Here is a 13,992-nt window from a genome sequence, read left to right as displayed (position 1 = left end):
CCGGGGCCGACGGACAGGTCTGGCCCCACCCGATTCGCCTCGGGCCCGGCCCGAAGCACAGGGGAAGACGCCGCCCTCACCCCGGGTGGAATGCCCGTTGCGTCTGTCCCTTGGACCAGATGACACGCACCGGCGCGGATCCGCGCACATGGCTCACATCGACAAGCGCGACCCCTTTTGCGACCCTCGATGGTGTCCTCATGCCGATCGTCCAGCAGCTCGTCCCCACCTCGCGCCTCCGCGTCCACACCCGCATCGCCGGCCCGGCCGGGGCGCCGCTCGTCGTGCTGGTCCACGGCAACGTGTCGACCGGCGCCTTCTTCGAGCCGCTGATGGCGTCGCTCGCCGGGCGCTTCCACGTGATCGCCCCCGACATGCGCGGCTTCGGCGACAGCGAGCCGGCGCCGATCGACGCGACCCGCGGGGTGCGCGACTTCGCCGACGATCTACGCGCGCTGCTGGTCGCGCTCGACCTGTCCTCGCGGCCAGCCGTGCTCGTCGGCTGGTCGGCCGGCGGCGGGGTCGTCATGCAGTACGCGATCGATCACGCGGCCGACGTCGCCGGCCTCGTGCTCGAGAACCCGATGTCGCCGTTCGGCTTCGGCGGCTCGAAGGGGGTGCGCGGCACGCCGTACACCGACGACTTCGCCGGCTCCGGCGGCGGCACGGCCAACCCCGAGTTCGCGCGGCTGATCCGGGCCGGCGACCGCGGCGACGACAATCAGACCTCGCCGCGCAACGTCATGAACGCGTTCTACTTCAAGCCGCCGTTCCGGGTCGAGCCGGCGCTCGAGGACGCGTTCGTGGCGGCGATGCTGAAGACGCGGATCGGCGACGACCACTACCCCGGCGACACGAGGACGTCGCCGAACTGGCCGGGGGTCGCCCCGGGCACGCGCGGCATGAACAACGCGATCTCGGCCAGGTACACCGACCTCTCGGGCTTCGCCCGCGTCGAGCCGCGGCCGCCGGTGCTGTGGATCCGCGGCGCCGACGACCAGATCGTCAGCGACACCTCGCTGTTCGACTTCGGCTTCCTCGGCAAGCTCGGCGCGGTGCCGGGCTGGCCCGGCGACGACGTCGCGCCGCCGCAGCCCATGGTCGGCCAGATGCGCGCGGTCCTCGACGACTACGCGGCCGCCGGCGGGCGCTACCACGAGGAGGTGTTCGCCGAGTGCGGACACTCCCCGCACATCGAGCAGCCCGAGCGTTTCCTTACCGCGGTGCAAAAATTTGCCGACGAGGCCTTCCAGGGCCGCTAGCGCCGCGCCCGAGCACTTCTGCGCCGGTCCGGAATGGGCTAAATTGCTGCACATGCGAACACGCCGTCCCTGCGCCGCCCTCACCCTCCTCCTGGCCTGCACGCCGTCCGACGGCAGCGACACCGACGCGACCGTCGCTACCGACGCGACGAACGCCACGCCGGGCACCGACTCGAGCGACCCGACGGGCACCACCGCGGACGAACCGACGGCGACCGGCGACGAGCCGACGATCGGGACCGGCGAGCCGACGTCGACGACCGACGCGACGGCGACGACCGACGCGCCGCCGACGAGCACGACCGACGGGACCACCGGCGACGACCTGCACGGCCTCGTGCTCGAGGACACCTTCGAGGACGGGATCGCCAACGGGTGGGTCCGCGTCGAGCGGTGGTTCGACCCCGATCCGTTCTTCATTCAGGAAGATCGGTTCGACCTCGACCAGCGGGCCCACCAGACCGGCCAGCGGCTCGAGTTCTTCGGCAACGACCCGGTGCCGCACAGCGGCCGGTTCCTGCTCTACTACGCGCCCGGCTGGAACAACGGCACCAAGGCGACGGTGCTGCTGGCCCACGGCGCCAACGACCAGGCCGACCGCGCGTGGGCCAACCCGGGCGAGAGCGGCGATTTCGGCTGCGGCCAGTCGAGCTGCCCCGACATCGGCCTGATGCAGGAGCTGGCGGCCGCGGGCCACCGCGTGTTCGCCGTCTCGCACGCGCACAGCCAGGGCGACAACGTGTTCTGGGCGCTGCAGATCGCGTGGGCGATCGACATCATCCGCGAGCGCACCGGCGCCGAGAAGGTCGACGTGATCGGGTGGAGCAAGGGCGTGATGTCGACGCGCATGTACGCGTCGGGCCTCACCGGCGGCAAGCTCGAGTACCGCGACGACATCGGCAAGCTGATCCTGATCGGCGGGCCCAACCTCGGCTTCGACTACATCTTCCGCTACGGCACCGCCCACAACGCCGGCGTCTACACCGACTTCGGCGGCAAGATCCACGCGCCCGGGCCGCACGACGAGCTGCTGATCTTCGGCCTGTGGGAGGACCGCTCGGAGTACGGCATCTTCAAGTCGGCCGCCGGCGACAACTACCGCGGCCAGCTGCAGATGCTCGCGGCGTGGGACGACGTCTATCCGCTGACCGGCATCGCCAACAACGGCATCACGCAGTGGCCCGTCGGCGACAGCGAGTCGACCTACTACGGCGAGGGCCAGTACAAGGGCGTGTACGCGCGCGGCAAGGGCATCGACTACGCGATCGAGCAGGGCTCGGTGATCGCCGACATGATCGACGCCGGGATCCCGGCCTCCGTCTCGACCTACCTGCTGTGCGGCGACATCGACCTGAACGACAACACCGTGCTGATCCCCGGGATCCCGAACGAGATCGCCGGGCCGAGCGACGGCGTGGTGTTCGTCGACAGCTGCGCCGCGCCCGACGGCATCGGCGCGCTCGCGGACACGGCTGTCCTTTCGGACATCAACCACCTCAAGCTGGGCTGGCACCCCACGGCCGCCGCCCAGATCTCGACGTGGCTGGCGCAGTGAGGTTCAGGCCGCGGGCCAGGGCTCGCTGTGCTCGCCGAGCCAGCCCGCGACTCTCGGCCAGATGACCTTGGGGCCCTTGCTCGAGGTCGACAGGCCGATGTGCCCGACCGGGAAGCGCAGCAGTGTCTTGTCGGCGCTGGTGACCGCGCCGAGCAGCGCCTCGGACGAGGCCGGCGGGGCGATGGTGTCGTTGACGGCGACCAGCACGAGCAGCGGGCAGGCGATCGCGCCGAGGTCGACGCGGCGGCGGCCGACGACCATGCGGCCCTCGAAGAAGTTGTTCTCCTGGTAGCAGTCCTTGATGTACTGCCGGTACACCTCGCCGGGGAACGGCACGTTGTCGGCCGCCCAGTGCTCCATCGCCAGGAAGTTGGTGACGAACTCGCGGTCTTCGAGGCGGCGGAACACCTCGAACCACTTCGAGATCCGCTGCACCGGCGCCATCATCGAGAAGCCGGCCTCCATGAGGTCGATCGGCACGTTGCCGTAGGCGTCGACCATGGCGTCGACGTCGAAGAACTCGGGGTCGGTCCAGGTGGTGAAGATGCCGCCGTGCTTGAAGTCGACCGGCGTGGCCTGAGCGACGAAGTTGCGCACGCCCTGCGGGTACAGGGCCGCGGCCGCGAGCGCCATGGTGCCGCCCATGCAGTAGCCGTACATCGTCAGGTCGTCGGCGCCGGAGATCTTCAAGACCCACCGCTTGGCCGCCTCGACGAACCCGCCGAGCAGGTCGTCCCACGTCAGATCCTGCTCGACCGGGCCGGGCGTGCCCCAGTCGATCGCGTACACGTCGAAGCCCTGGTTCGTCATGAACTCGATCAGGCTGCGGCCCGGCAGGAAGTCGAGGATGTAGTAGCGGTTGATCAGCGAGTAGACGAACAGGATCGGGGTGCGGAAGCGGCGGACCGCCGGCTCGAAGCGGACCAGCTTCATGCCGCCGCGCGCGTACACCACCCGCTTCGGCGTCGAGTTGACCGGCGGGTCGCCGACGCCGGCGGCCCGCTTGACCAGCGGCGCCAGGTAGCGCGTCGGGCTGATCGCGCGGTCGCGCAGCGCCCGCTGCCACGCGCTCGAGATCGCGGCTGTCCCCTGGGCCATGTCGGCCAGCCGCCGCGCCGCGCCCTTGACCCGCGCGAACGGCCCGCCGTCGCCGGCGCTCACGCGGCCCCCCGCAGCGAGCGCGCCAGCTCGGCCTGCACCTTCTCGAGCAGCTCGAGCGCGAGCTCCAGCTGCGTGGTGGTGATCTCGAGCCGGTCCTCGGCGCGGCGCAGCTGCGCGCGCACCTCCTCGAGGTCGCCGAGGGTCGGCACGCGCCAGAAGTGCAGGACCTCCTCGGTGAGGTCGACCAGGTCGCGGTGGAGGTGGAACATCTTCTTGAGCCCGCGGCCGGCGAACCGCAGGTAGCGCGGGCTGGTGGCCAGGCGGGTCATGACACCGGTCGAGGCGCCCTCGAAGCGCATCCACAGCTTGCCGGGCCCGCTCCTGGGGTCGGTGAGGTAGCCGACCAGCCGGAGGATGCGGGCGGTGAGGTTTTGCGGTGCTGTCTCTTTGGACATGTCGAAGAGTCCTAGGCCGAGGTGGAGAGCATGGCCCGCAGCTCGCGCTTGAGGATCTTGCCGGCGGGCGACAGCGGCAGGGCGTCGAGGAAGACGACCGACTTGGGGACCTTGTAGCGGGCGAGGTGGTCGCGGCAGCGCTGCAGCAGCTCGGCCTCGTCGGCGCTCGCGCCGGGCCGCAGGGCGACCACGGCCTTGCCGACCTCGCCCCACTGCGGGTCCGGCACGCTGATCACGGCGCACTGGGCCACCGCCGGGTGCTCGTAGAGGATCTTCTCGACCTCCACCGGGTAGACGTTCTCGCCGCCGGAGATGAACATGTCCTTCTTGCGGTCGACGATGAAGTAGAAGCCGTCGGCGTCGCGGCGCGCGAGGTCGCCGGTGTGGAAGAACCCGTGCTCGTCGAAGTGCGGGGTGGTGACGCCGAAGTAGCCCGAGCAGGCCGCCGGGCCCTTGAGCACCAGCTCGCCGACCTCGCCGTCGGGGACCGGCTGGTTGTCGTCGTCGACGATCCGCGCGTCGACGAAGTAGTTGGGCCGACCGATGCTGCCGGCCTTGCTCTCGCCGAGCTCGGGCGCCAGCGAGAAGGCCCCCGGCCCGAACTCGGTCATGCCGAAGCCCTGCTTGAACGCGACCTTGTGCACCGCACAAAACGCGCGGATGAGCGGCACCGGCAGCGGCGCGCCGCCGCTGGTCAGGAAGCGGACGCTGGCGAACGAGGTCGCGGCGAAGCGCGGCGAGTCGAGCATCATCTGGTACTGCGTCGGCACGCAGAACAGCGCCGTCACCCTGTGCTGCTCGATCAGCGCCAGCATGTCGTCGGCGGTCCACTTCTTCATGATCACGACGGTGCCGCCGAGGGTGAGCAGCGGGATCGTGTAGACGAACAGGCCGCCGGTGTGGAACATCGGCGTGTGGGTGATCGTGACGTCGCCGCGCTGGATCTCGTGGACCATCGTGTTGAGGGTGTTCCACGCGATCATGCGGTACGAGATCTGGGCGGCCTTGGGCGCGCCGGTGGTGCCGCCGGTGAACAGCAGGCAGGCGATGTCCTCGGCCTCGACGGCGGGGTTGTCGACCGGCTCGGCCGGGCTGGCGAGGACGCTGGCCCACGGCGCGCTGCCGTCGACGGCCTCGCCCTCGAGGTGGACGAGCTGGGCGATCGCGGTGTGCGGGCGCAGCTCGGCGGTGACGGCGGCGAACTCGGGCCCGAACACCAGCACCTTCGGCGCGACCGGGACGATGACGTCGACGAGCTCGCGCCAGTGGCTGCGCCAGTTGAGCGGGACGAAGATCGCGCCGAGCTTGGCGCAGGCGAAGAACACGTCGAGGACCTCGACGCCGCTGTGGGCCAGCAGCGCCACGCGGTCGCCCCGGGCCACGCCGCGGCCGCGCAACCACCCGGCCACGGCGTCGGCGCGGCGGTTCAGCGCCGCGTAGGTGAAGCGCCCGGCGTCGCCCTTGGCGACGTCGACGACGGCGAGGTTGTCGGGCCAGTACTGCGCTCCGCGTCGCATCCAGTCGCCGATGAACATCGTGGATCCTCCGTCGACGAGGCTACCCGAAGGCCGGGCCTTGCTGCACGTGCGAAAAGGTGACCTCGGGCCTGACGGCCTCGCCGGACGCTGCCGAGGGCAAAATCGGGCCGCGAATTGTGCAGCGCACAAAAGCTCACGAGGCGGGCCGCCTGCCCTTGCGGGCGGGCCGGCTGTCCTCGACGGTGCGACGCAGCTCGGCGAGCTCGCGGCGCAGCGCGGCGAGCTCGTCGGACATGTCGGGGCCCTCGGCGGGCGGCTCGTCGGGGAACGGCGGGGGGGCAGGCTCACCGGCCACAGGCGCGCTGCCGCCGCACCAGCGCTTGAGGATCCCCGGCATCGCCAGGTCGGCGAGCGGGTTCCACGGGACCACCGCCCGCGCGTTGCCCTTGAGCTGCAGGTACACCTCGAGGGCCCAGGCGACGTAGCGGCCGAAGAATTCGGCGAGCGCGTCGTCCCGCATGCGCACCAGCTGCTTGAGCAGGGACACCGGCAACAGCCGGGCGGCCCCGCGGCTCTCGAGGATGATCTGCGCGAGCGTGACCTGGGTGAGGTCCTGCCCGCTCTTGGCGTCGACGACCTTGAGGTCCTCGCCCATGCGGACGCGCTCTGCGATCTCCTCGAGGGTGACGTAGCGGCTGCCCTCGGTGTCGTAGAGCCGACGATTGCCGTACTTCTTGACCTGCAACATCGCCGCGACACGGTAGCCGAGGTCGTGCTGCGCGTGCGAGGAGTGATTCCGCACATCGCGTCGGTTCGCCGGCCGTTCGGCGCAGGCTCGGCCATGGTGGGGCCGCGCACGCAGGCGGGCGCGCGACGGTCGACAGCCGCCCGACGTGGCGAACACTCGGAGCATGCGGGGCGGGGGGTCGGTGGTGGGGCTGGCGATCGTCACGGCGTGTTGCAGCTGCACGCCGCGGCCGCTCGGCGACGTCGACGGCGACCGGCACGATGACGCGAGCGGCGCGCCGGCGACGAGCGAGCACGACGACACGAGCGGCGCGCCGACCTCCGGCGAGCCGTCGCCGGCGACGAGCGACGCATCGCCCGACTCGAGCGAGACGGGCTTGCCCCACGACGACTCCACGGGCGGCGCCGAGCCGGGCGACCCGGCGAACACGGTGTGCGGCGAGTTCGTGATCGAGGACCCGGGCCTGGCGGCGAGCATCTTCCATCACCTCGGCCTCAAGGGCGGCCCGCTCTCCGCCGGGCAGGCCGCGTCGCTGCTCAAGCTGGCGCACACCGGCCCGTTGCAGACGCTGGCCGGGATCGAGTGCCTCACGCAGCTCCAGGAGCTCTCGCTCTTCGGCGACGGCCAGGGCGTGCTCATCGATCTCGGCCCGGTCGCGGCCCTGCAGCAGCTCACCTGGCTCTCCGTGTTCAACGCGCCGTTGAGCGATCTGGCCCCGCTCGCAGGCTTGCCCGAGCTCCGCCAGCTCGTCTTGCACAAGGGCCAGGTCAGCGACCTCGGCCCGCTGGCGCAGCTGCCCCGGCTCGAATATTTGTTCGTGAGCGACCATCCGATCGCGTCGTTCGAGCCGCTGGTGGGTTCGCCGCTGCGGAGCCTGACGGCGCACGCGATACCCCTGGCGGCCTTCTCGAGCGTGGGCCAGCTCGTGCAGTTGGAGGAGCTCGATGTGCGGGCGAACGGGCTCACCGACATCTCGCCGCTCGCACCGTTGACCAAGCTCGTGTTCCTCGCGCTGTCCGACAACCAGATCACCGACATCGGGGCGCTGGCGAGCATGAGCGCGCTGCAGCATCTGATCATGGACCGCAACGCGATCGTCGACCTCGGGCCGCTGAGCGGCAAGGACGCGCTGCAGATCCTGGGCGCAGTCGACAACGCCATCGTCGACCTCGGGCCGCTGGCGGGCCTGGGCCAGCTGACGGACCTGTACGTCGAGGGCAACGCGATCGTCGACCTCGAACCACTGGCGGGGCTGAGCGCGCTCGTACGGCTCACGGCGGACGGCAACGCGATCGTCGACCTCCAGCCGCTCGCCGGGCACCCGGCGCTCGCTTCCCTCATCCTGCCGGGCAACGCGATCGTCGACGCGAGCCCGCTGGGCACGGCGCTGAAGCTCGAGTACCTCGACCTCTCCGACAACCCCCTGCAGCTGGGCCTCGACGCGTTCACGGCGCATCCGGCCCTGACCTGGGTGTTCCTGAACGGGGCCGGGCTGACCGAGCTGCCGGTCCTCGCGCCGGGCCGGGTGGAGAGGCTGGAACTGAGCAGCAACGCGATCGCCGACCTCGCGCCGCTCCAGGCCTACCAGTCGCTGACCAGCGTCAGCCTCGTCGACAACGCGATCACGAGCGTCGAGCCGCTGCGCGGCGCGCCCTGGCTCGCCCCCGGGGCCTGGATCGACCTCAGTCTCAACCCGCTCAGCGCCGAGACGCTGGCGCACGACCTCCCGGCGCTGTGCGTCGAGGTCTCCGTCTGGTGGGGCCCGGACGACACATGCGGCGATGACGGCTCGATCTAGCGCCGCGACCGGGCCAGTTCGAGCAGCCCTCGCTAGTTCTCCGCCACGCTGGCCGCGTTGCTCGTCGGTCACATATTGCCCGATATGCTCTTTCCTCGCGCCTTGCCAGCCTGCGGGAGCCCGGCGCGAGGACTGCTCGAAATGGCCCGGTCGCGGCGCTAGCCGGCGAATCGGCGCGCCGATGTCGGCCGACCGGGGCTCGCCGGCCACCTGCCCTCGGGGACATGTCGCTTGAACCCGGCGAGCGGCGGCGTTCAGCGCATGCTCTCAAGGACATGTCGCCGGGGCCAGCTTGCAGTCGACGAACCAGCCGGCGACGTCGCGGCACTGCGGGTCCGAGCTGTCCTGGGCGCAGGCGGTGAAGGCGGCGCGGTCGCGGAGGTTGCACAGGCGCGGCAGCTCCCACTTGCGGTCGCGGCAGCTGTGGTCGCGCGTGTCGCAGGTGCTGCGCATCCAGGTCGCGGTGCCGTCGCCGCGGAGGAACACGCGGTCGTCGACGTTGCGATCGCCCGTGAGCGTGCTGACGCGCAGGCTGGCGGCGGCCGCGGCGGCGAGGGCCTGGTAGAGGCAGGCGTCGCTCTCGCCGCCCGGGCTGTCGACGCAGGGGCGCGGCGAGGCGCAGGCGTCGAGCAGCGCCAGCGCCACGTCGCCGGGGCATCGTCCGGCCGCGCACACGCATGCGCACTCGGGCGGGTCGTCGGTCCCGAGGCCGCACTCGGTCCAGCCTGCCGGGTGCTCGGGCCCGGGGAAATCGCTGGCCTTGCGGCCCACGCGGCGCACGTGGACCACCTCGCCGATCTTCTTGTAGAAGGCGCTGTCGTAGTCCCCGTCGCCGGTCGACGCGCTGGCGGTGGCGCAAACGCCCGCCGGCTCGAGGGCGCAGGTGGCCCGGTCGGCGACGCGCTCGGTGGCGAACCAGATGCAGCCGGCGGCGTCGCAGTCGGCCTCGGCGGCGTGCGACTCGCACGGCTCGACGGGCGTGAGCGCGACCTCGGGCGCGAGGTCGCCGGTCGCGGTCGTCGTCGCGATCGTCGTCGCGTCACCGGTCGACGTCCCGGGCGCGCCGGTGGTGGCACCCTCGCTGGCCTGCGACGGAGCGGCGCCGTCCGAGTCGGTACCACGCGACGACGCGTCGGACCGGCCGGGGTTACACCCGGTCGTCACCAGCCACGAGAGGAAGCAGGCGGCGCCAGCCGGGCGCGCGCCAAAACCAAACCGCACCATCTCAAGATGCCAGAGCGGCCCGCCGCGATCAAGAATCCATCGCGCTGGCGGGTGCGGCGCGAGTGATGCGAGCCGCGACCTGTCGCCAGCCATGTGGGCCCGCGTCGCCGGTGTAAGAAGCCGTTCGCGGCCAACGATCACGCCTCATCGCCGGCCATCCCGCGGACCTCGTGCGCCTGCCCGGCGAGCACGACGCTTCGCACCTCGCGGGCGCTTCTACTTTCGTACCCGGGCCGCAGTGCCGAACTTGCGGGTACCGCTCAGCGAAGTGCAGTGCACGGATCGCGGCGAGAATGCCTCCATGATCGGCGTGTCGTGGTAAGGGCCGAGGTGACAAGGGCAGCTGTCCGGACTCCGCAGCGTCGCCGCGCCCGATGAGCCACCGTTGCTGCCCCCGCGCCGCCTCGCCCACGCGGCGCCGAGCATCACGACCCGCCGAGCTCGCGGCACCTGCAAGAATTCGTCGGCAAGCATCGACACCGGCACTCCGAGCGGAGCCGCCCTGTGCCGAGCCCCCGCGTCGCCCGGCACACCGCCGAGGCCTGTGGAATTCGTCGGCAAGAGTCGACACCACACGACCCGACAGCCGCGCTCCCGGCGGAGCCGCCCTGCGCCGCGTCGCCCCTCGCCGAGAGGCCCTCCGAGCGAAGCAGCCCCCCGCCCCGCTCCCCCGCGTCGCGCAGCAGCACATCGTCGCGTCACGATCGAGCGCCGGCGATGACGTCGAGAGGTCCGCCCGAGGGATGGCCGGCCCCGGCCGTCCCTCGGGCGGAATGCACCTGCGCGAAGAGACAGCCGCCAGCGGAGCCCGCGACCGGCGCTTCGGGCCACCCACGAGTGGGCCGTGCCAGCGGTCGGGGATGCGGTCCTCCGACCATCCGCAGAGAGATGGGCCCGACGAAGGAGGGTCCATCCGCGAGGACTGGGCGGAGGACCGCATCCCCGACCGCTCGCTAGGCGCATTCGGCAGTTCGCGAAGCAGCACGCGACACCCGACGCACGCGAGAGGACATGCCCGAAGCAGCATGTCCCGTCAGACATGCCCTTTCAAACATGCCCCCAGAACCAGCCTCAGCGCACCTCCGGAATGATGTCGAGCCCGGCGAGAAAGCGCCCCAGCTCTCGAATGTAATCCCGCCGCCCGAGCTGCAGAAAGTGCCCCCCCGCGAAGCGAAACCGCCGCGGCCGCTGCCAGTGCTCCCACAGCAGGTCCGCGTGAGCGTCGGTGACCAGCGCATCGCCGCGGGCCGTCACCACCAGCCGGCGCTCCCACGGCACCTTCGGCGCGTACGACAGCGGGCTGTGCAGCGCCCACGACTGGTGAAAGCGCTCGCGCGTCATCCCCAGCGCCTCCGCCTGGCGGCGGAACGGGTCGCCCTCGCCGTGGTCCCACAGCAAGTACGCGAACGACGCCGGCGCCATGATCGGGACCACGAACGACAGCCGCGGATCGATCGAGGCGATCAGCGCCGACGTGTAGCCGCCGAGGCTCGAGCCCATCATCCCGAGCGGCGCCGGGCTGTGGCGGAGGATCGCCGTGATCGCCGCGCGCACGTCCTGGGCCGTCTGGATGAACGCCTCGTTGGTGCGCACCAGGTCGGTCGACGGGAACAGCTCGCCGGAGAAGCGCGCCGACGTCGGCTTGCGCGCGCTGTGGTACGGCTGGACGTAGAAGTACACGTCGAGCCCGAGGTCGCGGTAGAGCGTCGAGATGCTGAACTCGATCTCGTGCAGGCGGCGGTGACCCACGCACCAGCCGTGCGCCAGCAGGATCGACGCCGGCGCCGGGCGGTCGTGCTGCCACGCGTGCAGGTGCACCGTGTCGACCCGGTCGTAGCCGGCGTACTCGCGCGCGTAGTCGGGGTCGCGCGGGCGGTACGGCGACGCGAACGTGAAGTGGGTCGCGCGGCCGTCGGCCAGGCGGCGCACGGACAGCGGGGCCAGGCGCGGCGGCGCGTCCGGGGGCGCGAGCATGCGATCGGGCTCGGCGAGCACCGCGGGGTCGGTGTAGCGGCCGACGGCCTCGAGCCGCCGCTCGTGCTCGGCGCGGGCGAGGCGGTCGAGCTCGTTGCGCTGCATGAGGACGCGGCGGAGGCCGTGGCGCATGACACGGTCGAAGCGGGCGCAGGCGTGGTCGGCGAGGGCGCTGAACATGCGGGTCTCGATTTTCGTTGTAGGCGCGCGGACGGCGTTTGAGAAGCGAAACCTGGCCTTGCGCACGGAGGGCCGCCGGTGCGAGGCTGGCTGCGCATGCGAGTCGCGGTGGCCGGAGCGAGCGGGTTCATCGGACAGGCGACCGTGGCGGCGCTGCTGCAGGCGGGGCACGAGGTGGTCGGGCTGTCGCGGGGCCGTCGCGGCCGGGCCGAGCGCGCCGGGCTGACCTGGCGTGAGGTCGACGTCGGACGCGGCGGCCCCGAGCTGGCAGCGGCGATCGCGGGCTGTACGGCGGTGGTCAACCTGGTGGGCATCAAGCGGCCCGAGCGCGAACAGTCGTTCGCGGCGGCCCACGTGACGACGGTCGAGGCGATCGCGGCGGCGATGCAGACCGCGGGGGTGCGGCGGCTGGTCCACGTCAGCGTGGCCGGGCCGCGGGCGGAGCCGCGGGACCCCGGGCCGTACATGGCGAGCAAGCGCGCGGGTGAACGAACGGTCATGTCCTCGGGGACAGACTGGACGATCCTCCGCCCGGGGCCGGTGGCCGGGCCCGGCGACGACTTCGTGCGCAACCTGGCGGCGACGATCCGCCACGCCGGGGTGTTCCCCGCGCCCGGGGGCGGGAGAGCCCCGCTGATGCCGGTGCTGGTCGAGGACGTGGCCCTCGCGGTGGTCGCGGCGCTCGAGCGGCCGGCGGCGAGCGGGCGCAGCTACGACGTCGTCGGCCCGGAGATCTTGACCCTGCGCGAGGTGGTGCAGCGGGTCGCCGACGCGCTCGCGCTGCCGCTCACGCTGGTGCCCTGCCCTGCCCCGCTGCTGGCGGTCGCCGTGACCGCGCTGGAGAAGCTGCCCGATCCGCTGCTCACGCGGGCGCAGCTCGGGCTGCTCAGCCACGGGCTGGTCGGCGATCCGGGCCCCGCCGCCGCCGAGCTCGGCGTGGTGACGCGGCCGCTCGGGCCCGAGCGGATCGTCGCGCTCGCGGCCGGGGTCGAGCCGTGGCTGGGCCTGTCGCTGCGGCTGCGACGTGGCGACGAGGACATGTTCTTCAGGACATGCTCTCAAGGGCTAGTTCACGTCGCGTGGCTGGTGCCGCTGGCGATCGCGCTGATCTGGGCCCTCGGCGGGCTGACGGAGCACGTGTGGTACCGGATGCTGGCGGCCAACCTGGTGCTGGTGCCGCTGTGCCTGGCGACGGTGCGCCTGCCGTGGGCGGCCCTGTGGCGGCCGAGCAGGCGCGCGCTGCTGCAAGGGGTGATCGCGGCGATCGTGCTGACCGCGGCCGGATGGGTCGGCAGCCGGGTCCTGTTCGCGCTGACGCCGGAGGCGCGCGTCGAGGTGGCCGCGGTGTACGACTGGGTGACGCTGCTGCCGGCGTGGGCGGCGGCGCTGCTGCTGCCGCTGATCGCCGCGGCGGAGGAGGTCGTGTGGCGCGGGGCGGTCGCGTTCGCGGTGGCCTCGCGCGTGGGCCCGTGGTGGGGAGCAAGCGCGTCGGCGGCCGCGTTCGCGCTGGCCCACGTCAGCCTCGGCGTGCCCGCGCTGGTGGTCGCTGCGGCGGGCGCCGGGTTCTTCTGGGCCTGGCTCGGCCTCAAGACCCGCAGCCTGTTCGCGGTGCTTGTCTGCCACGTGCTGTGGGACGCGTGCGTGGCGGTGCTGCGGCTATACTGAGCGATCGCCTGGAGGATCGCGCGCCGGCGCGCCCGTTCGCGCGAGACCGGGGGCTGCAGTGCGCGCCGCGCCGGCTCGCGTGCAGGTATGCATGAGCGATGCACTCCGCCGCGCTCCACGCCTACGCCGTCGCCGTCGCCGCCCTCTTCTTCAAACACTTCATGACCACCGCGATCCAGGGGCGCGAGCGGCTGCGGGCCCGCAGCTTCGCCTACCCCGAGGATGCCGCGCAGTGGCGAGGCGAGCACCACGACGGCCCGCCCTCGCCGCTGTGGGATCGCGCGGCCCGGCTGCTGCGCAACGACGGCGAGAACCACGCGCTGTTCTTCGCCCTCGGCGGGGCCTACGTCGCCCTCGGCTGCCCCGACCGCCTCGGGGTGGCTTACTTCGCCGTCTACGCGGTGGCCCGCTGGGCCCACGCGGTCTTCTTGCTGTGGCCGCGCCAGCCGCACCGCAACCGGGCCTACGTCGTCTCGCTCGCGGTGCTCCTCGCGCTCGCGGTGCACGTCACGATCGCGGGCCTCGGCGCGTGCGCGCTGCGGCTCGCCTGAG

The 13,992-nt window shown here is 72.1% G+C and carries 11 protein-coding genes; 5 read left to right on the top strand and 6 right to left on the bottom strand.

Features of this window, described 5'->3' with window-relative positions:
* Window positions 1–200: 200 nt before the first annotated feature.
* Together K7C98_RS06665 and K7C98_RS06660 are read left to right on the top strand one after the other, a co-directional pair.
* Entirely contained in the window at window positions 201–1,262 is a 1,062-nt protein-coding gene (locus K7C98_RS06665; protein WP_224190715.1) for an alpha/beta hydrolase, read from the top strand.
* A gap of 52 nt (window positions 1,263–1,314) precedes the next feature.
* A complete protein-coding gene (locus K7C98_RS06660; protein ID WP_224190714.1) occupies window positions 1,315–2,817 on the top strand; it encodes an esterase/lipase family protein in 1,503 nt (500 codons plus the stop codon).
* A 3-nt stretch (window positions 2,818–2,820) separates the two neighbouring features.
* Here K7C98_RS06660 and K7C98_RS06655 read toward each other — a convergent pair whose 3' ends face one another.
* From K7C98_RS06655 to K7C98_RS06640, 4 genes are all read right to left on the bottom strand, one after another.
* A complete protein-coding gene (locus tag K7C98_RS06655; RefSeq protein ID WP_224190713.1) occupies window positions 2,821–3,978 on the bottom strand; it encodes an alpha/beta fold hydrolase in 1,158 nt (385 codons plus the stop codon).
* Window positions 3,975–4,373, bottom strand: coding sequence for a hypothetical protein (locus tag K7C98_RS06650; protein WP_224190712.1), 399 nt, complete (start codon window positions 4,371–4,373; stop codon window positions 3,975–3,977). The genes K7C98_RS06655 and K7C98_RS06650 overlap by 4 nt, the downstream gene beginning before the upstream one ends.
* Window positions 4,374–4,384: 11 nt before the next feature.
* On the bottom strand, window positions 4,385–5,908 hold the full coding sequence (locus K7C98_RS06645; protein ID WP_224190711.1) for an acyl-CoA synthetase: 1,524 nt from the start codon (window positions 5,906–5,908) through the stop codon (window positions 4,385–4,387).
* A 136-nt stretch (window positions 5,909–6,044) separates the two neighbouring features.
* Window positions 6,045–6,653, bottom strand: coding sequence for a polyhydroxyalkanoate synthesis regulator DNA-binding domain-containing protein (locus K7C98_RS06640; protein WP_224190710.1), 609 nt, complete (start codon window positions 6,651–6,653; stop codon window positions 6,045–6,047).
* A 109-nt stretch (window positions 6,654–6,762) separates the two neighbouring features.
* Between K7C98_RS06640 and K7C98_RS06635 the strand changes: the two genes are divergently transcribed.
* Window positions 6,763–8,397, top strand: coding sequence for a leucine-rich repeat domain-containing protein (locus K7C98_RS06635; RefSeq protein WP_224190709.1), 1,635 nt, complete (start codon window positions 6,763–6,765; stop codon window positions 8,395–8,397).
* Window positions 8,398–8,664: 267 nt separating this feature from the next.
* On the opposite strand, the gene K7C98_RS06630 is transcribed toward K7C98_RS06635, so the two are convergent.
* Both K7C98_RS06630 and K7C98_RS06625 read right to left on the bottom strand, forming a co-directional pair.
* Entirely contained in the window at window positions 8,665–9,618 is a 954-nt protein-coding gene (locus K7C98_RS06630; RefSeq protein ID WP_224190708.1) for a hypothetical protein, read from the bottom strand.
* Window positions 9,619–10,692: 1,074 nt separating this feature from the next.
* The gene (locus K7C98_RS06625; RefSeq protein ID WP_224190707.1) at window positions 10,693–11,775 is read right to left on the bottom strand and encodes an alpha/beta hydrolase family protein; all 1,083 of its coding nucleotides are present in this window, start codon (window positions 11,773–11,775) and stop codon (window positions 10,693–10,695) included.
* A 96-nt stretch (window positions 11,776–11,871) separates the two neighbouring features.
* Between K7C98_RS06625 and K7C98_RS06620 the strand changes: the two genes are divergently transcribed.
* Both K7C98_RS06620 and K7C98_RS06615 read left to right on the top strand, forming a co-directional pair.
* The gene (locus K7C98_RS06620) at window positions 11,872–13,440 is read left to right on the top strand and encodes a complex I NDUFA9 subunit family protein (protein ID WP_224190706.1); all 1,569 of its coding nucleotides are present in this window, start codon (window positions 11,872–11,874) and stop codon (window positions 13,438–13,440) included.
* 98 nt (window positions 13,441–13,538) lie between these two features.
* Window positions 13,539–13,991, top strand: coding sequence for an MAPEG family protein (locus tag K7C98_RS06615; RefSeq protein ID WP_224190705.1), 453 nt, complete (start codon window positions 13,539–13,541; stop codon window positions 13,989–13,991).
* The last annotated feature ends 1 nt before the right edge of the window (window position 13,992 follow it).

Source organism: Nannocystis pusilla (assembly GCF_020073745.1).
In the GTDB taxonomy this organism is placed as follows: Bacteria; Myxococcota_A; Polyangia; order Nannocystales; family Nannocystaceae; genus Nannocystis; species Nannocystis radixulma.
The sequence above is the reverse complement of the archived record's forward strand: the minus strand, read 5'-3'. Positions and strand labels throughout refer to the sequence as shown.

Bases quoted from the DNA above. Each gene is read 5' to 3' on its own strand.
- K7C98_RS06615 (WP_224190705.1), top strand. From the start codon at position 13,539: ATGCACTCCGCCGCGCTCCACGCCTACGCCGTCGCCGTCGCCGCCCTC.
- K7C98_RS06650 (WP_224190712.1), bottom strand. From the start codon at position 4,373: ATGTCCAAAGAGACAGCACCGCAAAACCTCACCGCCCGCATCCTCCGG.
- K7C98_RS06660 (WP_224190714.1), top strand. From the start codon at position 1,315: ATGCGAACACGCCGTCCCTGCGCCGCCCTCACCCTCCTCCTGGCCTGC.
- K7C98_RS06645 (WP_224190711.1), bottom strand. From the start codon at position 5,908: ATGTTCATCGGCGACTGGATGCGACGCGGAGCGCAGTACTGGCCCGAC.
- K7C98_RS06625 (WP_224190707.1), bottom strand. From the start codon at position 11,775: ATGTTCAGCGCCCTCGCCGACCACGCCTGCGCCCGCTTCGACCGTGTC.
- K7C98_RS06665 (WP_224190715.1), top strand. From the start codon at position 201: ATGCCGATCGTCCAGCAGCTCGTCCCCACCTCGCGCCTCCGCGTCCAC.
- K7C98_RS06620 (WP_224190706.1), top strand. From the start codon at position 11,872: ATGCGAGTCGCGGTGGCCGGAGCGAGCGGGTTCATCGGACAGGCGACC.
- K7C98_RS06635 (WP_224190709.1), top strand. From the start codon at position 6,763: ATGCGGGGCGGGGGGTCGGTGGTGGGGCTGGCGATCGTCACGGCGTGT.